Source organism: Micromonospora sp. WMMD882 (assembly GCF_027497255.1).
Taxonomy (GTDB): Bacteria; Actinomycetota; Actinomycetes; order Mycobacteriales; family Micromonosporaceae; genus Micromonospora.
The window spans coordinates 4,812,565-4,837,924 of sequence record NZ_CP114903.1; the positions used below are offsets into that span (position 1 = coordinate 4,812,565).

Genomic DNA, 25,360 nt, shown 5'->3' on the forward strand with positions numbered 1-25,360 from the left:
CAAGGCAGTGACGTGGAGGGGAGTGGGTTGTTGGTGGACGGCTGTCAGGCGCCGTTCGGGAAGGCCGGGTAACGGCGTGCGCGGCTCAGGCCGGCGTGTGCGAGTCCGGCTTCGGTGAGCCGGTCGCGGTAGCCGTCGAGGAGGGCGGTGGCGGTGTCGTGGTCCCCGAGAACGGTCAGGAGGCGCGCGGCCCGCTGGTGCAGGTTCTCGTTGTAGGGGTCGACGCGGATCGCGTCCTGCAGCAGCGTCAGCGCCTGACGTGGGTCGGTGCGCGTGTCGGCCAGGGCGACGTGGGCGTCGATCACATGCCGGCGGACGGACTCGCGGTGCGGGTCGAGCCAGGGCCAGGTGTGTCCGTCGGCAAGGACCCCTGGGTGCTGGTCGATGACCGCCTGCCATGCCCGCTGTCGGCCGTCGACGGCGGTCGCGGCCTGCCGTGCCGCGTGGTGCAGCCGCCACAGGTCCACGTCCAGGTCGGGGTGGAGTCGGTAGCGGTCGTCGACATGCTCGACCACCGTCGCCCCGTCGCTGGTGTCGCGGATCGTCTTCCGTAGGTCGCTCATCGTGGTGTAGAGGCGGCCGGTGAGCCGGTGTGCCGGTAGTCCCGGCCAGATCGCCTCGATCAGATCCCGCCCGGTGGCGCCGTCCGGATGGACCGCGAGGAAGACGAGGGCCTGCAGGGCGGCGCTGCGGCGGACCGGCGCCGGGATGTCCTGGAAGAACAGGCCGACGCCGCCCAGGACCCGCAGCCGCCACGCCGGCGGCCCGGGCCGGCCGGTGTCGCCGCGGGTGCGCCGGTTCGTCTCCTGGTCGGGGGTGCGGGGGCGCGGCGGCGGTGTGGGTGCCGGGGTGGGCGCACTGCTCGTGGCAGGGGTGTCGGGCGGGTTGATCACCGTGAGCAGGTCCCGGGTGGCCGCCGCGTCCAGGACACACATCCGGTGCCCGTCCCACGGGTGGAGGGTGTCGGTGTGCCCGGAGGCGTCCACGGTCCAGACCGTGAGGCCGGGACAGTCGCCAACGACGACCACGGTGAGGTCGCTGTCGGCCACGGCTGCGGCGAGACGGTCGCCGGCCGGGGTGTGGGTGAGCAGCAGCCGGTCGGGGCTTGCCCTCCGGTCGCCCCCGTGCGGGGGTGCGGTGGCGGGGGGCGTGGCCGCCAGGGTGAGGGCGTCGTCGAGGGTGGCCGCCACGTGGATACCCGCCGGGGCGGGCACCGGAGGATGCGGGCCGAGAAGCGCGTCGAGGTCAGCGCGGGTCGTGATCAGACGCACCACAGGGGCGGGGTCACGCAGCGCCCGGAGAGCGGCGGTGACCAGGATGCCCCGTGCCGCGTCCCGCGCGCCGGGCCCGGTCAGAGCCACCACCTCGCCCGGCGGGAACACCGCCGCCGCTGCCGGCCCCGCCCTGCCCTGCCCTCCTACCGGGTGGTTGCCCCGGCTGGTCCGGTCGTCGGTCTGGCCGGTGTCGGTGGTGACGGCCGTCTGGGCGACGGCCACCACAGCGGGCAGTGGCGCCAGGTCGGCGTCTCGGCGGCGCGGGTCGACCACGGCGCCGGGTTGGTAGGAGCGGCGGCGCCACAGCCACAGCAGCACGCCGGTAGCGGCCACCAGCTCGGCGGTCTCCCGGGGCAGCCAGCCACCCGGCACCACCACCCCCGCCGCCTCACCCTCCAGGTCCGACGCCTGCCGGTTCGAGGGCTCACGGGAATCGTCACCAGCGGCAGGGGTGGTGGTGGCGGTGGGCTGCTCCGTCGCCGGGGCGGCGGCAGCCGCGGTGTTCGTGCCGAGGACCGCGACCCCGGCGAGCCCGGTGGCCGCGGCCTGCCACGGCGTCGGCAGCGGCATCCGCCGCACCCATCGGGCGACCGCCCGCACCCGGACCAGCACCCGCAGGACCACCACCGTCACGACCAACAGCCACAGCAGCCACGCACCGAGCGTGAGGGCCGCCGTCACGGTGCCGGTGGTGATCGGTTCCGCCACCCACCCCCACAGCTGCTCACCCGTCGGCCAGCCGGGCAGCGGCCAGCCGGTGAGGTTCAGCAGCAGCACCGGAGGCGCCGCCACCACCAGCACGGCCCCCACCAGTGACGCGACCTGCCTCGGCCACCGCACCGCCGGTCACCCCGCCCCGGCCGGCAGGGCCGTGATCACCATCAGGCCTTCGCCGGAGCCGGCCCGCCGCGGTGCAGGACGCGGGTCCACAGCCGCCGCAGCCACCACAGCGTCACCGCGATCGCGTACACGGCCCCGAGGATGCCCGACGCCCGCCAACTCACGACCGCCGCCGTGATCACCGCCACCGGCGCGGCCAGCACCAGCCGCAACACCAGCGGACCCACCACCGCCGTCACCACCGCGACACCCAGCAGGCCACCACCGACCCGGCCGGCCAGATCGATCCACACCACCATGTCCGGCCACCGGTCGGCGGTCAACGAGTACTGCACCAACCCCATCCCGACCGCCGCCGTCACCACCGACCCGTTCGGGAACGCCAGGAACTCCGCCCAACCACCCGCCGGGATCCGCCAGCCCCTCGTCGCGACCACCGCCGCCACCAGCGCGCACACCACCACCGGCGCCACCGGCAGCAGCGCCCACCGCAGGAACGGACCCACCTCCAAACCCAGGTACAGGGACCCCACGATCGCGTACACGCCCGCGACCGCGACGCCCAACGACACCGCCGCGAGAATCCCCGTGCCGACCTGACCACCACCCGACCGGCCGGCCCCAGCCGACGGGGCACGCGCGGCAGACAACACGCCGAGGACCGTGCCGGCGTTCAACGCCGCCACGACCGCGAACACCGCGGACAGGGCGAACTCACCCCAGTTCAGCAACGCCCACCGGTACACCAGCGCGCCGTTCCACTCCGCCGTCAACAGGAACTGAGCCAACAGACCCAACGACACGAAACCCGGAACCACCATCGCCGCCGCCCGCCGCACCGACGGCACCACCACATCCTCAACCACCACCGGCAGGACGGGCCTCCCCGCGCCGGCGGCGCCCCGCACGGCAACGGTCACCGGATCGTCCACCACCACCGCAGCCACCTTCGCCGTCTCACCCACCGCCCGGGCCGCCACCGGCAGCAGAGACGTCCCACCCACGCAGTAGACGGTCGCCACATCGTCAGGCAGCAGATCCGCCGCCGCGACCACGTCCGCCGTCAACCGACCCGCCCGCTCGAGCACCGGCAGGGCCACCTGCTCCACCATCGCCCCGTTCACCACCACGCCTGTCCCGGACGGCAGGGGAACCGTCACCGCCGGCTGCCACGACAGCGACTCCTTGGCCGTACGCACACTCGCCAGCACCGCCCACCGGTCACCGCCCCCGCCTTCGCTACTGCTGCTGTCCAGCGCGTTGACCAGGGCCCGGTCGACGGCGTCACCACCCGCGTCCGGATCCGCGAGCGTCGCCAAGACCTCGAAACCGGCCGGGCCACGCCGCAGCACCGTCACCTCCGCACCCGCACCCAGATCGCAGACCACCACGAACGCGCCCACCGCGATATGCGTACCAGCCGACACCAAGTGCTCAGCGACAGCGACCGGAGCCTCCACCAACGACGGCTGACCCAGCCCCGCCCGATACGCGGCATGACGCATCCACGTCCGCCGCCGAGGCCCCCACCCCGCCGGCACCACCAGACACACCTCACCCAACGGCCCACCGATGATCCGAACTGCCTCATCAGCCACCCGACGCAGCACCGCGGCCATCACATCCGCCGAATCCACCCGACCGTCAGCCACAGTCACGCGCTCGCCACAGGATGCGGCAGCCGCGATGAACCGGTCCGGACGCGTCGACGCGGACCGCCACGCCGCCTGCCCCGTCAGGAACGACCCGTCCTCGGCCACTCCCACCGCGCCCGACAACACCGGCCCACCATCGAACATCACCGGCGTCCATGCGCCGTCCGGGCCCGCGACCACCGCCACGACACCGGCCCGGCCGACATCAATCGTCAGACGTGCCCCCGCAGGTCGCATACGAGTTAGTCAAACATGAATCTCTCACTCATGTCACTCCAGCTCGACTCCGGTCACGGCCCTCGCCTCAACTGCAGTGATGCGCCGGGGCGTGTCATGCAAGGCGTGTGGTGGGCCGTCGGTAGGGTGCCACGGATGCCTCCCGCCCGGTGCCGGACCGCTGATGCGAGGGGCCGGCGTCGTTGACCTGCGCAATGAGGACGGGTGGTTGTGACCGCGAAGCCGACGGTCGCCGCGATGGCGGTTGTCCCTGTTCCCTCCGGCGAGGTGGTGTTCGTGCGACAGCAGCGCGGCCCGTATGCGGGGTGGTTGCTGTTGCCGGGCGGCAAGGTGGAGTTCGGAGAGTCGGCGCAGGACGCGGCCCGCCGGGAGACGGTGGAGGAGGCCGGCTTCGAGGTCGAGAAGCTGACGCCGACCGGGGTGTACGAGATCCGCGCCGAGGACGGTTCCTACCACTTCGTGATGTTCGCGTTCCGTGCCGGCACGGCGACACGGGTGACGTCCGGCGGGCATCACGTCGATGGGATCGTCCAGGCGCCGGTGGACGAGGTGCAGCCGCACCCGACGGTGATGCGGATCCTCAACGACGCCGGCGTCGGCCGCTACTCGGCGCGGGATATCGAGGAAGGGCTGCGCCGTGACGGGATCCTGATGCGCGGACACCTGAGCGCAGCTTCGGCCGACCTGGCCTGAAAGGCTCGCCGGCCAGCCTCCGCAGGGGCGGGGTTCCATCGGACGAACACCGCCCGGACTGTGTCGTCCTCGGCCGCCATGTGGTGCGCCCGCCGATCCGCGTGGCGCCTACGTCTGGGTGGTGGGTGTCTGGGTCGTCACGGCTTCGGTGCGGCGACGATCCGCAGGCGGTGTCAAGGAAGCCGCTTCGGTGGCGGAGGCGTCGGACTTGCGGTCGCAGTGCCGGCAACGTCGTGGGCAGGGCGTCTGGGGTGTCGCGCTGGTAAGGCCGCCGGTGTGCAGGATCGTGGTGACGGTCTGTTCGAAGGTGCTGGTCTCGGCGATGACGGTCTCACCGGGTACGTCGAGCAGGTCGCGGTGGGTGTACCAGAGGCGCATCTCGTCGGGGGTGACGGGGATGGGCTCGGCGCGGGTGAGGTGGCGGCGGACGGTCTCGTCGAAGGACACGTCCAGGTAGAACACGACGGATGGTCCGGGATGGTTGTCGATGAGCTGGCGCAGGACGTCGGCGTATCGCTGGGTGTGCATGATGCCTTCGAGGATGACGTGGTAGCCGAGGTCGAGGGCGGTGCGGGCGGTCGCGGTGATGAACGCCGGAGCGACCGGGTCGATGTGTGAGCTGTCGTGTTCGCGGAGCACGATCCGACGCAGGTGGTCCTGTTCCAGGAGCGCGATGCCACGGCCGTAGCGTCGGCGGGCCTCGCGGGCGGCGGTCGTCTTTCCGCTGCCGGAGTTCCCGCGCACGACGACGAGTGTCGGCGCGGTGGCGGTCACCGGTGATCTCCGGCGGCGGTCCAGGTGATCGCGGCGGTGGTGTGGCGGCGGGGAACGAGTAGTCGTGGCCGGTCGGTGGGCGGGATGGTGACGCCTGCGGGGTACACCCTGATGTCCGGGCCGGGCTGATGGCGGTGGTCACGGCCCCAGGCGGTGATGAGGTCCACGACGTGCCGGGTCAGGGCGGTGGCGTGGGGGCCGTAGCCGGAGGCGCCGAACTGCCAGGTGCTGTCGTCGAGTTGGCGGATGGTGAGGTAGGCGATGCTGTCGCCGGTGAGCAGGGCGGGGCAGGACACCCAGTTCTGCGGGTCCAGGTCTCCGGCGCGGTCCCGGTCGGCGGCGAGCAGGCCGTAGGGGCAGGGTTGGCTGGCCAGCCAGAGGTGCAGTGACTCGAACGACGACGCCGGTGAGACGGTCACCTCCGACCAGTCGTCGACCCGGGGGCCCTCCAGCGCGGAGGCCACGGCGTCGAGGCCGAGGAGCCGGGTGTCGGGGTCGTCGACGCGCAGGATCACGTCGTCGCCGCGCAGCGCCCGCCGGGTCACGGGGTCGGCCCCCGCGCCCTGCATGGGCACGAAGCCGCAGAGAACCGCGTCGGTGGCGGTCAGGTGGTCACCCTCGCGGACGAGGGTCAGGCACCGGGTGTTGCCGCGCATCCGCAGCGGGACGACGAGGACCCCGTCGGGAGCGAGCTGGCCGGTCCAGGCCGGTGGGACGTCGCTGGCCTCGACGGTGACGATGATCGCGTCGTACGGAGCCCCGCCCGGCCAACCGGTGTCCGCGTCTGCCTGCGCCACGTGGACGTCCGGATAGCCGGCGGCGTCGAGGGCGGTCCGGGCGCTGGCGACGATGTCGGCGTCGATGTCGATGCTGGTGACCGTGCCGCGCGGGCCGACGACCTCCGCGATCAACGCGGCGTTGTAACCACCGGAACCGATCTCCAACACCCGCCCACCCGGGCGCGGCCGGGCCGCTTCCAGCATCAGGGCCTGCAACCACGGCGCGGAGATGGAACTGCTCGCGCGTCCGTCCGGACCACGTTTGGTCACCACCACGTCATCGGCGTACGCGGCGTCGACGCTGACCCCGTCGGGGGCGAACAGGTGCCGCGGCACCCGACGAAACGCCGCCTCCACCGCCGGCGAGGCGAGCCGGCCGTCAGCGAGCAACCGGTCGGCCAGCCGGGCCCGGGCCTCCTCCGGACTGCTGTCGAGTTCCGGGGTGGTGTCGAGCGCGGAACCAGTCATGACCTCGGACCTCCGTCGGTGCGGGCGCGGACGCGGGGCGACACTATAGGGCGCATGTGACAAATGGGTGTCTACCGGCGACGGATGCCGCCCTTCGCGCCGCACCCATTCTTTGGCCTGATCTGCCTGTGAGGTTTCCGGTCGTGTCGAAAATTCGTGTCGAGGGTGTTCGACATCGACTCAACAGGCGTTGGATAGTTGCGGTTTGGAGCAGCTCATCCAGTTGGGATCCCGATGAGCGCGTCTGTCCGCGAGGCGACCGCCGTTCCGGACCGCAGTTGCCCCGTTGACCGGGCCACGTCCCTGTTGGACGAGTCGGATCATGCCGCTGCGGTCCGGTAGTGTCGACGCATCGTGTGCGGCACCGCGTCCAGGGCATGGTCGGCAGTCTCGGCGTAGGTGGAGGGGCCACAGCCATGATCGACCGACAGGAGCTTCACGAGGCTAGGCAGGCTCTCGGCCGCAAACTCGCCGCATGGCGCAAAGCGCGGCAGCTCATTCAGGACGACTTGGCGCGGCAGATACCCAGCAGCCGCAGCACTGTCGCCATGGTCGAACGCGGTCGTCAGGTCGTGGACCGGATCTTCTGGCTGCAGTGTGAAGCGGTGCTGGACGCCCAGGGTGAGTTGATCAACGCCTATCAGGCCTATCGGCAGCTTGACGACCAGCACAGGGTGGAGAAAGCCGACGCCGCGCGCCGCGCCCGGTGGGGGCTACTGGCCGACAGCGTCACCGAGACCGGTGATCCTGACACCGGTCCCACAACCGCCGCTTGCGGGGAAGACGGCAACGCGCTGGACCACTCCGTGGCCACCAGCGACGCCGATGGTCAGATGGTCGGTCCCAGTGGCTTGGAGGGCGACAGGCAGCGGCAGAAACTACTGGCGTCGATCGCCGCGGTTGCCGCCGGATCGGGCCTGTCAGGCCTGACGCCGAGCACCACCCCTCGACGTGTCGGCGCCGGCGACGTCGCCCGCATCGAGGCCATCACCGCCCTGTACCGGTCGGTGGACTACGAGGTCGGTGGCGGGGCGCTGCATGCGGAGGCCGGCCGTTTCGCCGAGGCCGCCTCTGTCCTGCTCGCTTCGGTCGACACGGGTCCAGGGACCGCGAGCCTCGCCACCGCGGTCGCCGGAGCCCGCCAGCTGGCCGGTTGGACTGCCTTCGACGCGGGACGGCACAGCGACGCAGGCCGCCACTGGCTCGCCGCCGAACGCACGTCCGTTGCCGCCGGAAACCAACTCCTCGCTGCCCGAACCCGCTACTGCCAGGCCCGCCAGTTCCAACATCTGCACCACAACCAGGACGCCCTCGCCACCGTGCGCCTCGCTCACGACCAGCTCGGCCGCGAGGCCACCCCTGCGCTGCTGGCCATGCTGCGCGGCGCCGAAGCCGCCTCGCTGGCCGCGCTCGGCGAGCACGCCGCGGCAGTCACCGCACTCGAGCAGGCCAGCGGGCACTTCGAGGACATCGACCCGGACCAGGAACCAGACTGGATGCGCTTCTATGACCGCGGCGAGCTGCTCGCCCAGTACGGTCGCGTCTACCGCGACCTGGCCCGCCACGACCGCCGTCACGCCGACCGGGCCGTGGAGTGGACCCAGGCCGCGATCGTCGCGTTCGGCCCGCAGAACGTGCGCAGCACCGTGCTCAACACGGTCGGGCTGTGCAGCGCGCTCGCGCTGGCCGGCGAACCCGACCGGGCCATCACCGTCGGCTCCACCGTGATCCGCCAGGCGCAGCGGTTGACGTCACGGCGAGTCCGGGACCGCGTCCGTAACCTCGCCCGCGACATCAGCCCGGACATTCACCACAGCGGCATGGCCGACTTCCGACACACCGTCCTACGGCTCTCCGAGGCAGCCGCATGACGAACAGCAGCACAGGCCGCCAGGAGGTCGGTGGCCGGTTCGGCGAGGCATCGATGCGGCAGGCCGCGCAGCAGGTGGCGGCGCGGCTGGGTGTCAACGGCGAGCACGCACGGCTGCTGCGGCTGACCAACAACGCCGTGTTCGCCTTCCCCGACGCTGGCGTCGTCATCCGGATCACCCGCTCCCACAAGCTGCGACGGGTCGCGAAGGTCGTCACGCTCGGCCGATGGTTCGCCCAGATCGACGCGCCCACAATCCGGCTCGCCCCCGGGTGGGAGCAGCCGGTCGACGTCAACGGGCTACAGGCCACCATCTGGACCTACCTGCCACCCCAACCGCCGGCACCGGACGTCACCGATCTCGGCAGAGTCCTGCGCGCCTTCCACAACCTCGGCGCACCCCAGGTGCCGCTGCCCGTGTGGGATCCGGTCGGCGACGCCCGCGCCCGCATCGCCGACGCGGAGGCCCTTCCCGACACCGACCGACGATTCCTGCTCGACTGGTGCGACCGGCTGGAACCCCGGATCACCGCGCTCAACCAGCAGTCACCACCCGCACTGGTACACGGCGACGCGCACGTGGGCAACCTGCTGCGCCGCCCCGATGGCCCCGTCGTGCTGTGCGACTTCGACGCCACCTGCCTCGGACCCTGGCAGGTCGACCTCGTCGCCGTCCCGGTCGGAGAAGTCCGCTTCGGGCGACCCGGCGCCCACGCCCGTCTCGCCGCAGCCTACGGCTACGACGTCACCACCGACCCCGCCTGGCCGCTGCTCAGAGAAGCCCGCGAGCTGAAGATGGTCGCCGCCGCCGTGCCGCTGCTCGCCTCCGGGCCCCATATCGCACGGGAGTTCGCAGTCCGGCTGCGTTCCGTCCACGAACGCGACGACACCGCACGCTGGACCCCGTTCGCCGACCTGTAACGGCCCGCCATCGGTCGACGGCAGCCCGGCCGGGACTGCGCAAGTCAGTGCCCGCGCGCTGCGCGGTGTCGAGATCTCGTGTCGAGGGTGTTCGACATCGCGCGGCAGGCGTTGAGTGGTGGACAAGCCTGGCGCGGAGCCAGGCGTACAGACGATCGGGTACGGCCCCACTCCGAAGGAGGTGATCGCCATGACTCACCCCGCCTCAGGCGCTCGACGCTGCTGCGGGGCACCGGGACGGCGGTCCATACCTCGCCCTGGGCGTCTGGCCCCGCAACTGTGGATCCGCTCACGGGCTGGTGTGAGTGCGTCGTCCACGACGGTGTCCATCCTGAGGACAACGAGAAAAGCAGGTCGTTCGGATGGGGCGGCCTTGGCGATAGGAGAGTGGCTTCTACATGGGTGTCGACACGATGAGCAGTCACGGTCTTCGTGACGCGATGGTCGACCAGTTGGTCGCTGATCATGCGGCGAAGGGGCTGATCATGCGGCCCGAGGTGGAGGCCGCGCTGCGGACTGTTCCCCGGGATCTGTTCACGCCAGGTGTCTCGCCACAGGAGGCGTACCGCGACGCCCCTGTCGTCACCAAGCGACACGGTGACGAGACCGTCAGTTCGGTGTCGGCTCCGTGGCTGATCGCGGAGATGCTTGGTCAGGCAGCCGACGCTCTCGACGGCGGCCTGCGGGGCCGCCGGGTGCTGGAGATCGGGTCGGGCGGTTACAACGCGTCGCTGCTGCGCGAGCTGGTAGGGCCATCGGGTGCGGTCACGACCGTGGACATCGACCCGGACGTGACCGACCGGGCCGTGAAGTGCCTGGCGGCGGCGGGCTATGACGATGTCACCGTCGTGTGCGCTGACGCCGAGCAGCCGATCGAACCGGGCCGCCGCTACGACCTGATCATCGTCACGGCTGGGGCCTGGGACATTCCCCCGGCGTGGACGTCCCAGCTCACCGAGGACGGGGTGCTGGTGGTGCCGCTGCGGACGTTCGGGATGACGCGGTCGTGGGCGCTGCGCCGCGTGGACGACCGGCTGGTCAGTCACAGTCAGCGGCTGTGTGGGTTCGTGGCGATGCAGGGCGCCGGAGCACACGAGATGCGGTATGTCGACATCGCCGACGGCGTTCACCTGCGGCTGGACGAGGGCCAGCAGGTCGACCCGTTGGCCGTCGGTGGGCTGCTGTCCGAGCCGCGGGAGCAGGCGTGGGCCGGGGTGGGTCTGTCGCCTCGTAGCGTTCTGGCCAACCTGGACCTGTGGCTGGCGGTTCGCCTCACCGCCGAGGCGGACCAGTTCGTGGTGCTCTCGGCGCAGCAGGAGGCCGTTGACGCCGACATCGTCGCCCCAGCCTGGCGCTTCGGTACGCCCGCCGTCCTGCACGCAGGCACGTTCTCCTACCGGTCGGCGCTGCGCTGGACCGACGACATGTTCGACCTGGGCGCATGCGCTCACGGCACCCACGCCACCGCAGCGGCTGGGCGCCTCGTCGAGCGCATGCGCGCATGGGTGGACGCTGGTCAGCCCTCCCCGGTGCTGCACGTCCTGCCCGCACGTACTCCCGACGGCGACCTGCCGGCCGGGACGGTGCTGGACAAGCGGCACAGCCGCGTCGTCCTCACCTTCACCTCCGCCTAGGAAGGAACGCGAATGGAGACCACCGAGCTCGAGGAGTTCGACCTGGACATCACCCTGGTGGACGCCGGCCCGGCCGCGAGCGGGTACGCCACCAGCACCGACGACGGCTGCGGCTCGGGTAACACCGGCTCGAACGCCTGCACCGGCAAGTAGCCAGCCCTCACGCCTTCGGGGCCCGGCGTCGGTCAGACGCCGGGCCCTTCCCTTCTGGGTGGTGCCTCATGTTCCCCACGGCTGGTGCGGCACTGATCCGAGTTGCCGCCTACCCGAGTGACCTGTCCTTTCCTCCCTGGCCCGACCTGACATCCGGTGGACCCGAGCAGTGGCAGGGGTGGCTGAGCCAGGCCTGGGCGCTGCCGGGGTTCGCGGCGGCCGTCGCCTCCGCCACCCCTCAGATGGCCGAACAGATCACCCGAGCCGTGACCGGCGAGCCGATCCCGCGGCACCGGCTTCGACGCCTGGTCGAGTCGACGGTCCGGTACCTGCTGAGGTGGACCACCCGCGCGACCCCGTTCGGCGCCTTCGCCGGGGTAGCTCCGGTCGAGCTCGGCGCTCGCGCGACAGTCCGCTGGGGCGAGGCGCACCACGAGGTGCCCCGGCCGGACGGGCAGTTCGTCGCCGAGCACACCGCGCGAGCCGAGCAGGACCTGACCCTCCTTCGCGACGTCGCCGTGGTGACGAACTCGCTGGGATACCAACGTGGCGAGGTGTGGGTGCTGCCCTGCGCCCACGCCGCCGACGATCGCCGGTGGGACGTCGAGATCCGGCTGACCAAGCCGGTCCAGGCGGCGATACGGGCAGCGAGCTCCCCGATCGGGTTCGCCGATCTCGCCACGAGAATCAGCCGGCTGGCGCCCGTCGGCATGGGCGCGGCCGAGCGGCTGCTGGCATCGCTGGTACAGGCGGATGTACTGCTGTCGGCGCTGCGGCCGGCGATGACCGTCACCGACCCAGCCACGCACCTGGCCCACCACGTCACGCTGCCCGACCCCGGCGATCAGGTCGCCGTCGATCTGCGTGTCGACGCCTCGGTGACACTGCCCCCGGCGGTACTCCGCGAGGCGGGTCATGCGGCGTCGACGCTGGTGGCGGTGGCACCGCCCCTGCCGGGATGGGCGGAATACCACAGCGCGTTCGTTGAGCGGTGGGGTCCGGGTGCGGCGGTGCCGTTGCGCGACGTGCTGAACGTCCTGGGCTTTCCCGCCGGGTACCGGGGTTCGACCCGGCGCGTACCGGCGGTGTTCACCGCTCGCGACCGGCTGCTCGCGCAGCTCGCCCAGCAGTCGGCGTTGAACGGCTGCGCGGAGGTGATCCTCGACGACGAGCTGATCGGCTGCCTTCGGAAGGACGACGACCGGCCGCCGATCCCGCACGCCGAACTACGCTTCACCCTCGCCGCCGCGACCCCGCAGGACCTGGACCGAGGCGCGTTCACCTTGACGGTGGTCAGCGGATCCCGCCACGCCGGTGTTGCCGCCGGCCGGTTCCTCCACCTGCTCACCGGCACGGAACTGGCATCGTTCCAGCGGGTCTACCAGAACCTGCCGACCGCCCTGCCCGACGCGCACACGGTGCAGCTGTCCGGCCCACCGCTGGACGCTCGCCTGGCCTCGGTCGCCCACACCCCTGAACTGCTGCCCGTCCTGCCTGTCGGGGACTTCCACCCCGACCCGCCCTGGACGGTCGCGGACCTCGCGGTGACCGGCGACGGCCAGCGGCTGTGGTTGGTGTCGCGGACCACCGAGCGGCCGGTCGAGCCGCTGCTGTTCAACAGCGTGCTGCTACCCGGTCTCCAGCAACCGCTGATGCGATTCCTGACCGAGATCTGGACGGCGTTCACAGCTCCGTGCAGCAGATTCGACTGGGGGCACGCCCACGATCTGCCGTTCCTGCCCCGCGTTCGGCGCGGACGCAGCGTCCTGCATCCCGCCCGCTGGATCATCGATCGATCGGCCCTCCCGGCCACGGGGCCGTGGCACCAGTGGCGCGACGCCTGGCAGCGCTACCGCGACCACCACCGGCTCCCGGGCGAGATCATGGTCGGCGACGACGATGTGCAGCTGCGTCTGGACCTGGACGACAACACCCACCTGGCAGTGCTGCGCACCCATCTCGGGCGGCACGCCCGTACCGTCGTCACCGAGGCCCCCGGACCGGCTGGCTGGATCGGCGGCAGGCCCGCCGAACTCCTGCTCACCCTCGCCCACGATTCACCAGCCAGGCCGCGCCGACCGGTCCGGGTCGCGACCACCGGGCTGCACCGGCCCGGACAGTCCCTGTGGTTGGAGATCCGGCTGTACGGGCGGCAGGACGACATCCTCACCGACCTCGCCCGCCAGGCCACCAACCTCCTACCCGAGGGCTGGTGGTTCCTGCGATACCCCGAACCCGAATCCCACCTGCGGCTCCGCATCCCCCTTCGAGAGGAAGGGCAGTTCGCCGGCGTCGCCAGGGATCTCGCCCAGTGGGCACAGCGCCTGGAACGCGACGGTGTCCTGCACGACTACACCCTGCACAGCTACCGGCCCGAGACCCGCTACGGCGCCGGGCCGACCCTCGCCGCCGCCGAAGCGGTGTTCGCCGCTGACTCCCGCGCCGCCCTGCAGCGGCTGACCGGCGACCGGCAGGCCACCACCGCCGCCGGAATGATCGCCATCGCCGACGCATTCACCGCCGACGGGCCGCGCTGGCTCGCCGAACGGGTCCCCCACCGCAGCGGCCCGCGCCTGAACCCCGCCCAACTCGACCTCGCCCGCACCCCCTACCGCGACCACGGTCTAGCAACGGCGTTGGCCACCTACCGAACTCTGGCCCACGCCGACGGCCTCGACCTCGACCAAGTGCTGGGCGACCTGCTGCACCTGCACCACGCCCGCATGATCGGCGTCGACACCGCCTCCGAACGGCACTGCCTGCGCCTGGCCCGAGCCATCGCCCGCACCCGCCAGGCAACGACATGAACACCGGCCAGTCCCTCGCCGAAGGGGCGGCCGGCGTCGCCCTCCTGCACCTGGAAACCGGCAAATGGCCGGCCGCGTACGCGGCACTGCGGGACGCCACCGCCAACGGCGTCAGCATCGCCGCGGGCGCCAGCCTCTTCTACGGCGCCCCCGCGCTCGCCTTCGTCCTCGCCACGACCGACCACCCACGCCTCGCCCGCGCACGATCGACCGCCGCATCCGGAACCGCCACCGTGACACGCCACCGGCTGCACGCAGCTCACCGCCGCATCGACTCCCGCCACCAACCGCACTACGCCGAGTACGACCTCATCCGCGGCCTGACCGGCCTCGGTGTCGCCCTGCGTCATCTCGGCGACCACGACCTGCTCCGCCAGGTACTGGACTATCTGGTCCGGCTCACCGAACCCCTCAACGACCTCCCCGGCTGGTGGTGCGCCGACGGACCCGACCGCAACCAGCCGCCACCACCCGGAGGCCACGCCAACCACGGGCTCGCCCACGGCATCACCGGCCCCCTCGCACTACTCGCCCTCGCCCTGCGTGACGGCACCACCGTCGCCGGACACGCTGAGGCGATCACCCGCATCAGCCGATGGCTGGACACCTGGCAGCAACACACCGGCGACACCACCTGGTGGCCGCAAACCCTCACCCTCGCCGACCTGCACCACGGCACACCAGCACAGCAGCAGCCGCTACGCCCGTCCTGGTGCTACGGCACCCCCGGCATCGCCCGCGCCCAGCAACTCGCCGCCCTCGCCCTACACGACACCACCCGCCAGCGCCTCGCCGAAGCCGCGTTCACCACCTGCGTCAACGACCCCGCACAGATCCGCCGCCTCACCGACCGCAGCCTCTGCCACGGCACCGCCGGGCTCCTCACCACCGGCCGCCGCATCGCCGCCGACGCCCTCTCACCGATACCCCTCACCCCACTGACACGCCTCCACCAACACACCGCCCCCGCCGACGACGAACCCACCGGACTCCTCGACGGCACCACAGGCTCTGCCCTCGTCGCAGCCGCCACCACCACCTCGTGGGACGCCTGCCTCCTGCTCAGCTGACGAAAGGCACCCCGTTGAAAGAAACCCCCTGGGAACAGATCACCATCGCCTACCCCGGACAGAGCCGCCAAGAACGCGAACAGCAGGCGATCCCCCACCTCAGCCGGGTTCTACCCGCCGCCGAGACCGATGGCCTCATCACCGCCTGGTGGTTCATGCGCAAAGGACCCTGGCGAATCCGCTACCTACCCGCCACGACGCACGACGGCTCCGACCCGGTACGCCGCCTGCTCACCGACACGGTCACCTGGACCAGCGACATCTACGAACCCGAGACCCACGCCTTCGGCGGACCCGACGCGATGGACGCCGCCCACACCCTGTTCCACCACGACAGCCGCCACCTGCTCACCTACCTCGACGCTCATCCGACGGACCGGCGGGAACGCTCACTCATCCTGTGCACCGCACTCATGCGCGCCGCCGGACTGGACCTCAACGAACAAGGCGACGTATGGGCACGAGTCGCCGAACACCGTGCCGAGCACCTCACCTGGCAACCCGCCCCCAGCACGTGGGCGGCTTTCACCGGCAAGGTCCGCCACCTGCAACTCGGCACAGCCCGCACCACCGACGACTGGCAAACCGCGTTCGACAACGCCGGCACAGCCCTCCGAGGCCTACGCGAAACCGGGAAACTCACACGTGGACTACGCGCCGTCATCGCAGAACACGTGATCTTCCACTGGAACCGGATCGGGATCCCCGCCACCACCCAAGCCACACTCGCTCAAGCGGCCAACGAAGCCATCTTCGGCAGCGCGGAGGAGCCACGAGCATGATCGATCCACAACAGCTCCAAGAGACCAAGCAGGCGCTCGGCAAACGACTCCGTGACCTGCGGAAAGCCCGTGGCCTCCGGCAGAAGGACGTTGCGGAGCAGGTCCTCAGCACCCGCAGCACGGTGGCGAACGTCGAGGCCGGCAGGCAGGTGGTCGACCGAATCTTCTGGCAGCAGTGCGACGCTCTGTTGCAGGCGGGTGGCCAGCTGACCAGCGGTTACGACGCCTACCGCCGGCTGGAGCAGCAGCACCACGCGGAGCGGGACGAGGCCGCGCGGCGAGCCCGATGGGGCGCGGCCGCAGACACCACGCCTGCCCGCGACGACCGGGGCTCCGGCCTCGTGGCGCTTCGCCAGCTGCTTTCGTCGAAGGGTCGACCGGATCCGGATCCCTCGCTGGCGACGGTGTCCCTCCTTGAGCAGGCCGCAGGCGGAGTGGGGCAGGGCCTGACGCTGGCCGCGCCCCGTGGGCAGTATTTCCCCGGTGCGGCCATCGATGTGGAGGTGTATCCGGCCGTAGACGACGGAAGGATCCTCGCCACGATCCCCCGGGCCGATGCTGGCCGGCAGTGGCAGCGTTCCCTGCAGCGTCGCCTCGTCGCCGGGCGGGTCAGCAGCCCCACCGGCGACGGCCTGTTCGCGCTGGACTCCCGGCAAGCATCACGGCGCCTGGTTGATATCGGCGACGACGCCCGCCTGCTCATCCCCCGCGTCTACCGGCTCGACGCGATCACCGCGGCGGTGCTGTGGGCCGTGGCAAACCTCGACCAGGCGCTGCTGCTCGACGACGCCCCGCTGGAAGCGTCGCGGGCCGCCGCCGCGCGGTACAGCCACCTGACCCGGTCCGCCGTGAGCGGCGACATCGCGCAGGACCTGGACACCGTGTCGCGGATGTGGCTTGGCTCCGCATTCTGCGCTGACCACATCAGCCGCCACTCTGCCGAGCTCACCGAGGTGCCCACCTACTGGACGCGGGAACAGCACGGCGAGGAGGCCAGCACCTGGCTGCTGTTCGGGCACAAGCTGCGCTACCTGGAGGAGACCGCCGGACGGCTCGCGAACAGCGCCCAGCACGCGACGAGAATGTTCTGTGTCCCCCCGGCCGCCGTTTCGACATCGGCGGAGCCGGAACGGATCCTCCTGCTGCTGGCGGTCGCGTTGATGGAGTCCTTCGGCATCAACGTCGCGGTCACCGACGAGCCGGAGTACAGCGTACTTCCCGGCCTGGTCCTGACCCAGCGGCGTGCGATCGTGGCGAGCTGGATCCGGGCGGACGGCGTCTGGCACGTCGACGTCACCGACCAGCGCTCCACGCTGGCCGAGTACCGCGACGCCGTCGGACACGTGCGGGCACACTCCGTGATCGACGCCGACACCGCCTGCCGCCGCCTGCAGGCCTTCGCCGACTACCTCGACCTCGACTGGGCCTGGCTTCGCACCCGCTGCGCCGAACTCGGAGAGCACGGCCTGGCCGGAATCGCCGAACCCCGTAGCCGCCTGCTCTCCCTCGACGGCGTCGACCGCGCGTGCCGCTTCGTCGCCTCCCTGCCGTAATAGGCTCCCCGCACCACCAGCGAAACGCCGGAAGGGATCCTCCATGTCCTCGATCTCGACAACGTCCGCGCCACGGGTGGTGGTGTTCGGCCTCGGTGGCACCATCGCCATGAGCAGCACGGACGGCGGTGCCGTCACTCCGGCCCTGTCCGCCCAGCAGCTCGTCGACGCCGTGCCCGGGCTGGCCGCCACCGGGATCGAGATCGAGGTGACGGACTTCCGCCGCCGCCCCGGCGCGTCGCTCACCTTCGCCGACCTCACCGAACTCGCCACCGCCGCCACCCAGCTGCTGGCGAACGGCGCGGTCGGCGTCGTGGTCACCCAGGGAACCGACACGATCGAAGAGACCGCCTACCTGCTCGACCTGCTCCACCACCGGCCCGAACCGATCGTCGTCACCGGCGCGATGCGCAACCCCACCCTCGCCGGCGCCGACGGGCCCGCCAACATCCTCGCCGCCATCCGCACCGCCGCCGCCCCGGCCGCCCACGGGCAAGGCTGCCTCGTCGTTCTCGCCGACGAGATCCACGCCGCCCGCTGGGTCACCAAGACCCACTCGACCAGCGGCGCCACCTTCCGCTCCCTCGACACCGGCCCACTCGGCTACGTCCTCGAAGGCACAGCGCGGATGCTGACCCGGCTGCCGCACCGGCTGACCATCCCGCTCCCGAGCCCGACCGAGCAGGCCAAGACCCTCGTCGGCCTCTACACCGTCACCCTCGACGACGACCCCGCCCTCCTCGACGCCATCGGCGCCCGCGTCGACGGCCTCGTCATCGCCGGCTTCGGCGTCGGCCACGTCCCCGAACCACTCGCCGACGCCCTCACCACCCTCGCCGGCCGGATCCCGGTCGTCCTCGCCTCCCGCACCCCAGCCGGACCAACCCTCACCCGCACCTACGGCTTCCCCGGCTCCGAACAGGACCTCATCAGCCGCGGCCTCATCCCCGCCGGCTGGCTCCACCCCTACAAAGCCCGCATCCTGCTACGGACCCTCCTCGCCACCGGAGCGAAACCCCAGGACATCGCTGCGGCGGTCACCACCGCAGGCGGGACCACCGAGCCCGCCGCCTGGCCCTGGCCCACACCCATTACCAGCAACGACCAGTCGGAGACGAGCACGACGGATGCGTAGCCACGACCTCACCCCCGGACGCATGATCGGCGTCGTCTTCGACCACGGCGACGACTTCCACACCGCCCTCACCGACGCCTGCCGCACCCACGACATCAAACAGGGCTACATTCCCGTCTTCATCGCCGGCCTGTCCACCGCCAAGATCGTCGGCACCTGCCAACGCCTCGACAACCCCGAAGCCCCCGTCTGGTCACACGTCGACCTCACCAACATCGAAGCCCTCGGCGGCGGCACCATCGCCTGGGACGACACCACCCAGACCATCCAGCCCCACATCCACATCACCGTCGGCCTGAAAGAACACAGCGCCACCGCACACACCAGCCACCTGCTCGACGCCACCGTCCAGTTCCTCACCGAGATGCTCATCATCGAGATCACCTCACCGCATATGCACCGACTACCGAACCCGGACCTGCACGACGTGCCACAACTGCGCTTCGATTAGCGGACGGCTCATTTCCTGCTCATCATCGGTGGTGGTCGGGGCACACTGGACGAGGTCGATGTCGCTACGTCGATGGGCAAGAAGATGCTGCCCTTCGCCGCGACCGGCGGGACAGCCCGTGCTGTCATGGCCCGGATGCGGGCCGACGTAGCCTTGCGGTCGTGGCTGCCCGGGGACATGTTCGCCGCGCTTGAGGCCTGCGCCGTGGCGGAGGATTTCACCAGGCTCGTCGAGCAGATCATCTCCACCGACCTGAGGAGCTCGCCCCGTGAGTAGTAGGCGGCCGTACGTCCTGCTGAGCTGCGCCATGTCCATCGACGGCTACCTGGACGACACCACGACGACGAGGCTGTTGCTGTCCAACGACGCCGACTTCGACCGCGTCAACGCCGTACGGGCCGGGTGCGACGCGATCCTCGTCGGAGCCACCACCATCAGGAAGGACAACCCCCGGCTGCTCGTACGGTCCCAGGCCCGCCGGGACGCCCGGACCGCACGCGGTCTGCCGGCCTCACCCACGAAGGTCACCATGACCGGTCACGGCGACCTCGACCCGGACGCGCAGTTCTTCCGCGCCGGTGACACCGAGAAGATCGTGTACTGCGCCACCCCCGGATGGGACAAGGCCCAGCGACGACTCGCCGGTGTGGCCACGGTCGTGGACGCCGGCGACCCGGCCGACCCACGCCGTGTCGTCGAGGACCTGGCGTCGCGTGGCATCACACGGTTGATGGTCGAAGGTGGCGGCAGCATCCACACCCAGTTCCTCACCGCCGGACTCGCCGACGAACTCCACCTCGTCATCGCGCCCTTCTTCGTCGGCGACTTGAAGGCGCCCCGCTTCGTCAGCGACGGGGCCTTCCCCTGGAACCCCGGCAACCACGCCCAGCTCGTCGAGACCCGCCGATTCGGCGACGTCGTCCTACTGCCGCTACGCCTTCTCCCCCCGGCAAGGCCAGGCATGACCGACCAGCAGGACCTCGACCGGCAGTGGCTGCAAGCCGCTATCGATCTGTCCCGCCGCTGCCCGGTGGTGGAGACCGCCTACGCCGTCGGCGCCGTCATCGTCGACCGCCACGGCCACGAGGTCAGCCGGGGCTTCTCCCGGGAGACCGACTCCCACGTCCACGCCGAGGAATCCGCCCTCGCCAAACTCGCCGCCACCGGAGTCGACCTGACCGGCGCGACGATCTACACGTCACTCGAACCGTGCAGCGTCCGCAAGTCCCGCCCCCACCCCTGCGCCGTGCTGATCATCACCGCCGGGATCACCCGGGTCGTCCTCGCCCTACGCGAGCCACCCCTCTTCGTCACCTGCCACGGCGTCGAACTCCTCCACACCGCAGGCGTCGAGGTCATCGAGATACCCGAACTCGCCGACCAGGTCAGAACGATCAACGCACACCTACCCGGCATCGGCGGATAGCCGGCAGGTCATGGGGCAATGGCAGCGGCCCTCGTGATGGAGCAGGCCACGATCGTGCCCGTCGGCAGAGGTAGATGATCGACGCGCTGATCGACACTGCCCGCCGGTAGCACGGCGAACTCCGCGCGGGTGGGCTTCCTCGGTAGTCGTCGCAGTAGGCATGAAAATCCCGCGTTCAGCACGCGTCCCCGCAACCATCACGGTCAGGGACGCACCCTTACCTGGCGTCGGTCGCCAGGCCGAGTTGACCCTCAAGCCGGTAGAAGACCTTGTTGTCGTTCTGCGCGACGCCGAGCTTCTCGTAGAAGTGCTGCGCCTGCGCGTTGTCGCGGTCGGTGGTCCACTCGATCCGGCTGCAGGAGTTCGTGGCCGCTACCTCGACGAGCCGGTCCATGAGGAGCTTCCCGACGCCGCGCCTCCTGGCCTCTCCGCCACGTACAGCTCCGTGCGTGCGGCTGGCGGTTAAGGCGGTCCGAGTGGGCGGCGTGGGCCGCGTCGAGGGCGCGTCGTAGGCGGCCGATTCCATTGCACTCGTGTCACACTTGAACTCTAGCTAGGGGCTAGCTAGAGTTAGGGCATGGCTCCGAAGATGACTGTGCAAACGCAGCTCGTACTTCGCGCGTTGCTGGAAAACCCAACCCGGGAGTTGTACGGGCTGCAGCTGAGTGAGGCGGCAGGGCTGGCGACCGGCACGATTCACCCCATTCTGGCTCGGCTGGAAGGTCTCGGTTGGCTGGAATCGCGCTGGGAAGAGATCGACCCCGCGATCGAAGGTCGTCCGAAGCGGCGCTACTACAAGCTGAGCCCAGATGGCGCTGAACACGCCCGACACGCGTTGGCCACCGCCCGCACGCCGATCAGCCGGCTGGCCGGCCTGCGTCTTGGCCCGGCGGCTGGCGGGATTACCGGATGAGTGACATGGCGACCACTGCGCGGCGAGCGGCTGAACTCCTCCAGGAGCTACGTAAACCCGTCCAGGTCCTACGCGACGGTGCTCAGGACAGGGAGTGTGACTGCGCCTGGGCTGCCCGGTCGGCTTTGCGGGACATCGAGAAGCTGGAGCAGCGGCTCTTACGTGGTCAGCCACTTGACGGGTCTCCGTGGGGCTTGGCCGAGACACTCGATGACGCCCTCGCCTGCGCGGGATCTCACTCCACCGCAGAGAGTGAGAACGTCATAGTGTCTGCATGGTTGAAGGTCAGCGAGCTATGTGAGTTAACCCCAGAGGCCCGAGCTGCGGCCTTGCGTACTGCCCAGCTGACTCTATCGGGCACGCCTTCGGCGACGCGGATCCGACGCTCGCCTTCCGCAGAGCGATTGGTTAACGCTGCTGTTCGCGTCCTGCCCGCCGAACACCGCAGCCGTTATCGGGAGGAGTACCGCTGCGAGCTGTACGACATTGCCGCAGCTGGCGGAACGCGCTGGAGCCTGATGTCGTACGCCCTCCGGCTCGTTGACCGGGCCTGGGTTCTGCGGGCTGAACTACGTGACCCGGCACTTGGGCGGTTGGGATCTTGAAGGGTGGGATTTTGCAACATGCAGCCGAAGGCTGAAGCCTCCGCGATGCCAATCAAGCATGACGAGGGCATGCCACTTACCACACGTCTTCTCTGGCTGCTGATGGCTCTCGTCAGCTCTGGCGTCATCGGGATTCTGGCTGGTCTAGTCACCGCCGCAGTGACAGAAAATGTCGAGAAGGGCCTCGGTGCCGGAGGAGTCGCCACGATCGGGACGGCCACAGTCAGCATTGCGGCGATGGTCTTTCTGCACGGCGCAGGTCCCAAGGGCTAAATCGCTGAGGTGCGGAAGGGCAAGGCCGGGCACAACGGCCCACCCGGTAACGATGTTCTGGCTGAAGCGGGGCTCATCCCTCGGCCTCGTTGGCAACGAACAGGTCCAGTGGGGCCAACGCGGTTGGTCCGAGTGTGGGATGCGGTACCAGGTTGCCGATGAGCGCCCGCGCGCGGTGGTGTCGGAAGACAGCGTCAACGGCGTCGGGTGGGAGATCGAGTTGGGTCACCACGACCGAGGCGTGCAGCTCTGCGAGTCTGCTGCGTACCTGCTCGCCGGTGAGTTCGGTTTCCGGGGCCCGCGCGAGGATGATGCGGTTCTCTCCGTCGGGGTCGACCTCGATGACCGCGATTCCGGTCGACGCCGACGGCACGAGGTGGAAGCAGGACGCGTCAACGGCCGCGTCGGTCAGGGGCCGGTATAGGAAGGCGCCCCAGTGGTCGTCGCCGGCGTTGCCGATCAGACTGGCGTGCGCGCCCGCCCGGCTGGCGGCCAGGGCCTGGTTGAGGCTCTTACCGCCGGCAGGTGTCGTCGCCGGCGACGACGCGAACGTCGTGCGGCCGACAACCGACGGCCCTGGCATCCGTACAGTGATGTCGATGTTGGCGCGGCCCACGACGGCGACATGCGGCGAACCCGGACCCTGCGCCGGTCCAAGCGAGTGGCTCATCTGGCCGTGGACAGGGGGTCGAGCAGATGCCGCACGTCCCGCTGGCAGCAGCAAGATTCGAGTTGCCGGGCATAGGCGGCAACGTCTCGGCGGGCCCAAGCAAAGCCCGCCGCCACCGCCGAAGTGTTGATGACGGTGGCGACGGGGTCGGGATTGTCGGCTCCGCCTGAAAACTGACCACGTGTGTGTGGTTCCCCCCACGTCAACCGAGGGGCTGATCACCATTCGCTACTGACCCCTCACGGCACGCTGACAGTAGACGATCGCAGTAGCGGGAGGCCATCCCCACCCGAGGGTGCCACCGCACACGCCGCCAAGCCGGAGACACCGAAACCCACCAGGCTCAACGACGAACTCGGAGCAGATTCGCGTACCAGAATGTGGGCACCAGCAACGGTAGACCCCACATGGTCAAAACCCACCCGGACATGGCAACCGCGCACCGGACAGGGCCGGACGTGAGGGATGCTCGTCGCACGAGCACCCACCGAGCACCCAACCGACCACAAGGGACGGAAAAGCAAAGGGGCCTGACCGCCGTTTCGGCAGGTCAGACCCCCTGTGATCTTGTGCGCCCGAAGGGACTCGAACCCCTAACCTTCTGATCCGTAGTCAGATGCTCTATCCGTTGAGCTACGGGCGCTTGTGCTCGGCCAGTTTACACACCCGGCCTAGCGCGGAGACTCCGGGATTCGAACCCGGGAGGGGCTTTAAGACCCCAACCGCATTAGCAGTGCGGCGCCATAGACCAGACTAGGCGAAGTCTCCCCGGTGGCCCAGCAGACCACCGCTGCCCGAGGATACAGGTCACCCCGGGTCGGGAGCAAAACGACTTCCGGCTCCGCCGGCTCCGGCCCGCCTTCCATGGTCAACGACCAGCGTTTTCCGCTGTGCCGCGCCTCGATCCGGACTACGCTCCATCGATATGCAGGAGCAGCCGCCGAGCGATCCGCCTCGCCGCGAGCCGCGTGCCGCGACACGCCGAGGCCGTTCCCCGAAGCCGACCTTCACCCCGCCGGCCAACCCGGCAGGCGAACCCGACGCCACCGTCGACCAGCCGGAAACCGCAGGTGAAGCCCGTCGACGCCGGACGGCGCCCGCTCCTGACGTGCTGTTCCGGCCACCGGACACCGCCGGACCTGCCGAACCGGCCGGGCCACCCCCGGCGCCCGCCCGCCGCGCGCCCCGGCAGAAGATCGCCGCGAGCGGGCGTTCGTCCTCCGGCCGGGACGCGCAGGCGTCGACCGGGTCGGAGGCCGACCCCGCCCCCGGGAGTGATCAGGAACACCGCGCCGGCGCCGGATCCGATCAGTCAGGGGGCCAGGAGACTACCCCTGTGGCCCAGGTGGGAGCCCCCGCGCCCCGGAAACGCGCCACCGCGAAGACCACAACCGCCAGGACCACACCCGCGAAGACCACACCCGCGAAGACCACGGCCGCCGGGGCTTCCCCGGTCAAGAAGACCACCGCGCCGAAGAAGACCACCGCGCCGAGGGCGCGTGGCAGGGCGGTAGGTGACGTGGAACGGCGGGCGGCTGGCCGTACCGTCGACCGGGCTCGGATCGTGGCGGATCCGGCCTTCGCTCCGGAGCTGCTGGCGTTGGCGGCGGTGCAGCGGATCGGGCCGCAGGCCCGCGCCTGGGCGGACGCGCTTCGTGACGCGTACCCCGGGGCTACGCCGGACGGTCTGGCCCGGCTCGCCACCCGGCGGTTCGTCCGGTCGGCCGGGGTGGGCGGGGCGACCGCGGCGTTCGCCGGTCTCTTCGCGCCGTTGGCCGAGCTGGCGGCGGTGCTCTGGGCCCAGGCCGGCCTGGTGCTGCACCTCGCCGCGGCCCACGACCGCGACCCCACCGACCCGGAGCGGGCCGTCGAGCTGCTGGTGCTGACCCGGGCGCATCCGGACGCCGACAGCGCCCGCGCGGCGCTCGCCGCCGCCCAGGCGGCCGACCAGGCACGCCCGGCCCGAGACGCGATCGGCCAGGCGCAGATCGGCCAGGCGGCGACCGACCAGGCGCGAATTGGCCAGGCGGCGGCTGACGGGGCGCAGACCGACCAGGCGGCCCACGAGATCGTCGCGGGCCGTGCGGACCGGACGACGGTGCGGGCGGGCCGGGGCGCGCACGCGGTGGACGGCGACGACGAGCCGCCGTGGGGCCGGATCGCCGAGGCGGCCTGGCGGTTGGCCGCGCCGTTGGCGGCGCAGGCCGGCGGCTGGGTGGCGCTGCGGGTGGCGTCCCGGTTGCTGCCCGGCGCGGCGGCGCTCGCCGCGGCGGCGGGCGCGTCGGCCGCCACCGAGCGGCTGGCCGCCCGGACCATCGCCGCCTACCGACGGTCGCCCGGCTGACCCACCGCCGATCCGGCAACGCGGCAACGACAC

Annotated in this window: 22 protein-coding genes, 2 tRNA genes and 1 pseudogene; 17 read left to right on the plus strand and 8 right to left on the minus strand. The window is 70.8% G+C overall.

Annotation, left to right across the window (positions count from 1 at the left end):
* Positions 1-44: 44 nt before the first annotated feature.
* Positions 45-2,114 (minus strand): hypothetical protein, encoded by a 2,070-nt coding sequence (locus O7606_RS20500; RefSeq protein WP_281595644.1) that lies wholly within the window; start codon positions 2,112-2,114, stop codon positions 45-47.
* 41 nt (positions 2,115-2,155) lie between these two features.
* Entirely contained in the window at positions 2,156-4,006 is a 1,851-nt protein-coding gene (locus tag O7606_RS20505; RefSeq protein ID WP_348651116.1) for an Hsp70 family protein, read from the minus strand.
* Between the two features lie 210 nt (positions 4,007-4,216).
* On the opposite strand from O7606_RS20505, the gene O7606_RS20510 reads away from it, so the two are divergent.
* Positions 4,217-4,699, plus strand: coding sequence for an NUDIX hydrolase (locus O7606_RS20510; protein WP_281595646.1), 483 nt, complete (start codon positions 4,217-4,219; stop codon positions 4,697-4,699).
* A gap of 108 nt (positions 4,700-4,807) precedes the next feature.
* Here O7606_RS20510 and O7606_RS20515 read toward each other — a convergent pair whose 3' ends face one another.
* Positions 4,808-5,443 carry an AAA family ATPase gene (locus tag O7606_RS20515; RefSeq protein ID WP_281595647.1) on the minus strand — a complete coding sequence of 212 codons (636 nt, stop codon included), beginning with the start codon at positions 5,441-5,443 and terminating at the stop codon, positions 4,808-4,810.
* Positions 5,444-5,469: 26 nt separating this feature from the next.
* Positions 5,470-6,720, minus strand: a complete 1,251-nt coding sequence (gene fxlM / locus O7606_RS20520; RefSeq protein WP_281595648.1) for a methyltransferase, FxLD system — start codon at positions 6,718-6,720, stop codon at positions 5,470-5,472.
* Positions 6,721-7,139: 419 nt separating this feature from the next.
* Here fxlM (O7606_RS20520) and O7606_RS20525 point away from each other — a divergent pair, with 419 nt between their 5' ends.
* The 13 genes and pseudogenes from O7606_RS20525 to O7606_RS20585 all read left to right on the plus strand — a co-directional run bounded on the left by O7606_RS20525 (position 7,140) and on the right by O7606_RS20585 (position 20,522).
* Entirely contained in the window at positions 7,140-8,591 is a 1,452-nt protein-coding gene (locus tag O7606_RS20525) for a helix-turn-helix domain-containing protein (protein WP_281599778.1), read from the plus strand.
* A complete protein-coding gene (locus O7606_RS20530; protein ID WP_281595649.1) occupies positions 8,588-9,511 on the plus strand; it encodes an aminoglycoside phosphotransferase family protein in 924 nt (307 codons plus the stop codon). The genes O7606_RS20525 and O7606_RS20530 overlap by 4 nt, the downstream gene beginning before the upstream one ends.
* Before the next feature lie 398 nt (positions 9,512-9,909).
* A complete protein-coding gene (gene fxlM, locus O7606_RS20535) occupies positions 9,910-11,145 on the plus strand; it encodes a methyltransferase, FxLD system (protein WP_281595650.1) in 1,236 nt (411 codons plus the stop codon).
* A 12-nt stretch (positions 11,146-11,157) separates the two neighbouring features.
* Positions 11,158-11,298, plus strand: coding sequence for an FxLD family lanthipeptide (locus O7606_RS20540; protein WP_281595651.1), 141 nt, complete (start codon positions 11,158-11,160; stop codon positions 11,296-11,298).
* 68 nt (positions 11,299-11,366) lie between these two features.
* A complete protein-coding gene (locus O7606_RS20545; RefSeq protein ID WP_281595652.1) occupies positions 11,367-14,105 on the plus strand; it encodes a lantibiotic dehydratase in 2,739 nt (912 codons plus the stop codon).
* On the plus strand, positions 14,102-15,175 hold the full coding sequence (locus O7606_RS20550) for a lanthionine synthetase C family protein (protein WP_281595653.1): 1,074 nt from the start codon (positions 14,102-14,104) through the stop codon (positions 15,173-15,175). Before O7606_RS20545 ends, O7606_RS20550 begins: the two co-directional genes overlap by 4 nt.
* Before the next feature lie 14 nt (positions 15,176-15,189).
* On the plus strand, positions 15,190-15,957 hold the full coding sequence (locus O7606_RS20555) for a thiopeptide-type bacteriocin biosynthesis protein (RefSeq protein WP_281599779.1): 768 nt from the start codon (positions 15,190-15,192) through the stop codon (positions 15,955-15,957).
* The gene (locus tag O7606_RS20560; RefSeq protein ID WP_281595654.1) at positions 15,954-17,510 is read left to right on the plus strand and encodes a helix-turn-helix transcriptional regulator; all 1,557 of its coding nucleotides are present in this window, start codon (positions 15,954-15,956) and stop codon (positions 17,508-17,510) included. The genes O7606_RS20555 and O7606_RS20560 overlap by 4 nt, the downstream gene beginning before the upstream one ends.
* A gap of 43 nt (positions 17,511-17,553) precedes the next feature.
* Positions 17,554-18,645, plus strand: coding sequence for an asparaginase (locus O7606_RS20565; protein WP_281595655.1), 1,092 nt, complete (start codon positions 17,554-17,556; stop codon positions 18,643-18,645).
* The gene (locus O7606_RS20570; RefSeq protein ID WP_281595656.1) at positions 18,638-19,096 is read left to right on the plus strand and encodes a DUF296 domain-containing protein; all 459 of its coding nucleotides are present in this window, start codon (positions 18,638-18,640) and stop codon (positions 19,094-19,096) included. The genes O7606_RS20565 and O7606_RS20570 overlap by 8 nt, the downstream gene beginning before the upstream one ends.
* A gap of 72 nt (positions 19,097-19,168) precedes the next feature.
* Positions 19,169-19,372: a hypothetical protein gene (locus O7606_RS20575; protein ID WP_281595657.1), complete on the plus strand. Its 204-nt coding sequence runs from the start codon at positions 19,169-19,171 to the stop codon at positions 19,370-19,372.
* Positions 19,365-20,024 (plus strand): annotated as a pseudogene (locus O7606_RS20580) (dihydrofolate reductase family protein); the annotation flags it as partial. The gene O7606_RS20575 and the pseudogene O7606_RS20580, both read left to right, overlap by 8 nt.
* A gap of 33 nt (positions 20,025-20,057) precedes the next feature.
* Positions 20,058-20,522 (plus strand): deaminase, encoded by a 465-nt coding sequence (locus O7606_RS20585; protein WP_281599780.1) that lies wholly within the window; start codon positions 20,058-20,060, stop codon positions 20,520-20,522.
* A 217-nt stretch (positions 20,523-20,739) separates the two neighbouring features.
* On the opposite strand, the gene O7606_RS20590 is transcribed toward O7606_RS20585, so the two are convergent.
* On the minus strand, positions 20,740-21,048 hold the full coding sequence (locus O7606_RS20590) for a GNAT family N-acetyltransferase (protein ID WP_281595658.1): 309 nt from the start codon (positions 21,046-21,048) through the stop codon (positions 20,740-20,742).
* Positions 21,049-21,099: 51 nt separating this feature from the next.
* On the opposite strand from O7606_RS20590, the gene O7606_RS20595 reads away from it, so the two are divergent.
* Together O7606_RS20595 and O7606_RS20600 are read left to right on the plus strand one after the other, a co-directional pair.
* Complete coding sequence (locus O7606_RS20595) at positions 21,100-21,435, plus strand: helix-turn-helix transcriptional regulator (protein WP_281595659.1); 336 nt, start codon at positions 21,100-21,102, stop codon at positions 21,433-21,435.
* A 623-nt stretch (positions 21,436-22,058) separates the two neighbouring features.
* Positions 22,059-22,313, plus strand: a complete 255-nt coding sequence (locus tag O7606_RS20600) for a hypothetical protein (RefSeq protein WP_281595660.1) — start codon at positions 22,059-22,061, stop codon at positions 22,311-22,313.
* Between the two features lie 73 nt (positions 22,314-22,386).
* Here the strand turns inward: O7606_RS20600 and O7606_RS20605 are convergent, their stop codons facing one another.
* The 3 genes from O7606_RS20605 to O7606_RS20615 form a co-directional block, all read right to left on the minus strand.
* Positions 22,387-22,983: a PfkB family carbohydrate kinase gene (locus O7606_RS20605; protein WP_281595662.1), complete on the minus strand. Its 597-nt coding sequence runs from the start codon at positions 22,981-22,983 to the stop codon at positions 22,387-22,389.
* A gap of 570 nt (positions 22,984-23,553) precedes the next feature.
* Positions 23,554-23,626: transfer RNA gene (locus tag O7606_RS20610), tRNA-Arg, on the minus strand.
* A gap of 34 nt (positions 23,627-23,660) precedes the next feature.
* Positions 23,661-23,751, minus strand: a tRNA-Ser gene (locus O7606_RS20615).
* 568 nt (positions 23,752-24,319) lie between these two features.
* Between O7606_RS20615 and O7606_RS20620 the strand changes: the two genes are divergently transcribed.
* Positions 24,320-25,327 (plus strand): hypothetical protein, encoded by a 1,008-nt coding sequence (locus O7606_RS20620; protein WP_281595663.1) that lies wholly within the window; start codon positions 24,320-24,322, stop codon positions 25,325-25,327.
* The last annotated feature ends 33 nt before the right edge of the window (positions 25,328-25,360 follow it).

Bases quoted from the DNA above. Each gene is read 5' to 3' on its own strand.
- O7606_RS20565 (WP_281595655.1), top strand. From the start codon at position 17,554: ATGTCCTCGATCTCGACAACGTCCGCGCCACGGGTGGTGGTGTTCGGC.
- O7606_RS20540 (WP_281595651.1), top strand. From the start codon at position 11,158: ATGGAGACCACCGAGCTCGAGGAGTTCGACCTGGACATCACCCTGGTG.
- fxlM (WP_281595648.1), bottom strand. From the start codon at position 6,720: ATGACTGGTTCCGCGCTCGACACCACCCCGGAACTCGACAGCAGTCCG.
- O7606_RS20545 (WP_281595652.1), top strand. From the start codon at position 11,367: ATGTTCCCCACGGCTGGTGCGGCACTGATCCGAGTTGCCGCCTACCCG.
- O7606_RS20505 (WP_348651116.1), bottom strand. From the start codon at position 4,006: ATGCGACCTGCGGGGGCACGTCTGACGATTGATGTCGGCCGGGCCGGT.
- O7606_RS20575 (WP_281595657.1), top strand. From the start codon at position 19,169: ATGGGCAAGAAGATGCTGCCCTTCGCCGCGACCGGCGGGACAGCCCGT.
- O7606_RS20530 (WP_281595649.1), top strand. From the start codon at position 8,588: ATGACGAACAGCAGCACAGGCCGCCAGGAGGTCGGTGGCCGGTTCGGC.
- O7606_RS20585 (WP_281599780.1), top strand. From the start codon at position 20,058: ATGACCGACCAGCAGGACCTCGACCGGCAGTGGCTGCAAGCCGCTATC.
- O7606_RS20600 (WP_281595660.1), top strand. From the start codon at position 22,059: ATGCAGCCGAAGGCTGAAGCCTCCGCGATGCCAATCAAGCATGACGAG.
- O7606_RS20570 (WP_281595656.1), top strand. From the start codon at position 18,638: ATGCGTAGCCACGACCTCACCCCCGGACGCATGATCGGCGTCGTCTTC.
- O7606_RS20590 (WP_281595658.1), bottom strand. From the start codon at position 21,048: ATGGAATCGGCCGCCTACGACGCGCCCTCGACGCGGCCCACGCCGCCC.
- O7606_RS20595 (WP_281595659.1), top strand. From the start codon at position 21,100: ATGGCTCCGAAGATGACTGTGCAAACGCAGCTCGTACTTCGCGCGTTG.
- O7606_RS20605 (WP_281595662.1), bottom strand. From the start codon at position 22,983: ATGAGCCACTCGCTTGGACCGGCGCAGGGTCCGGGTTCGCCGCATGTC.
- O7606_RS20550 (WP_281595653.1), top strand. From the start codon at position 14,102: ATGAACACCGGCCAGTCCCTCGCCGAAGGGGCGGCCGGCGTCGCCCTC.
- fxlM (WP_281595650.1), top strand. From the start codon at position 9,910: ATGGGTGTCGACACGATGAGCAGTCACGGTCTTCGTGACGCGATGGTC.
- O7606_RS20560 (WP_281595654.1), top strand. From the start codon at position 15,954: ATGATCGATCCACAACAGCTCCAAGAGACCAAGCAGGCGCTCGGCAAA.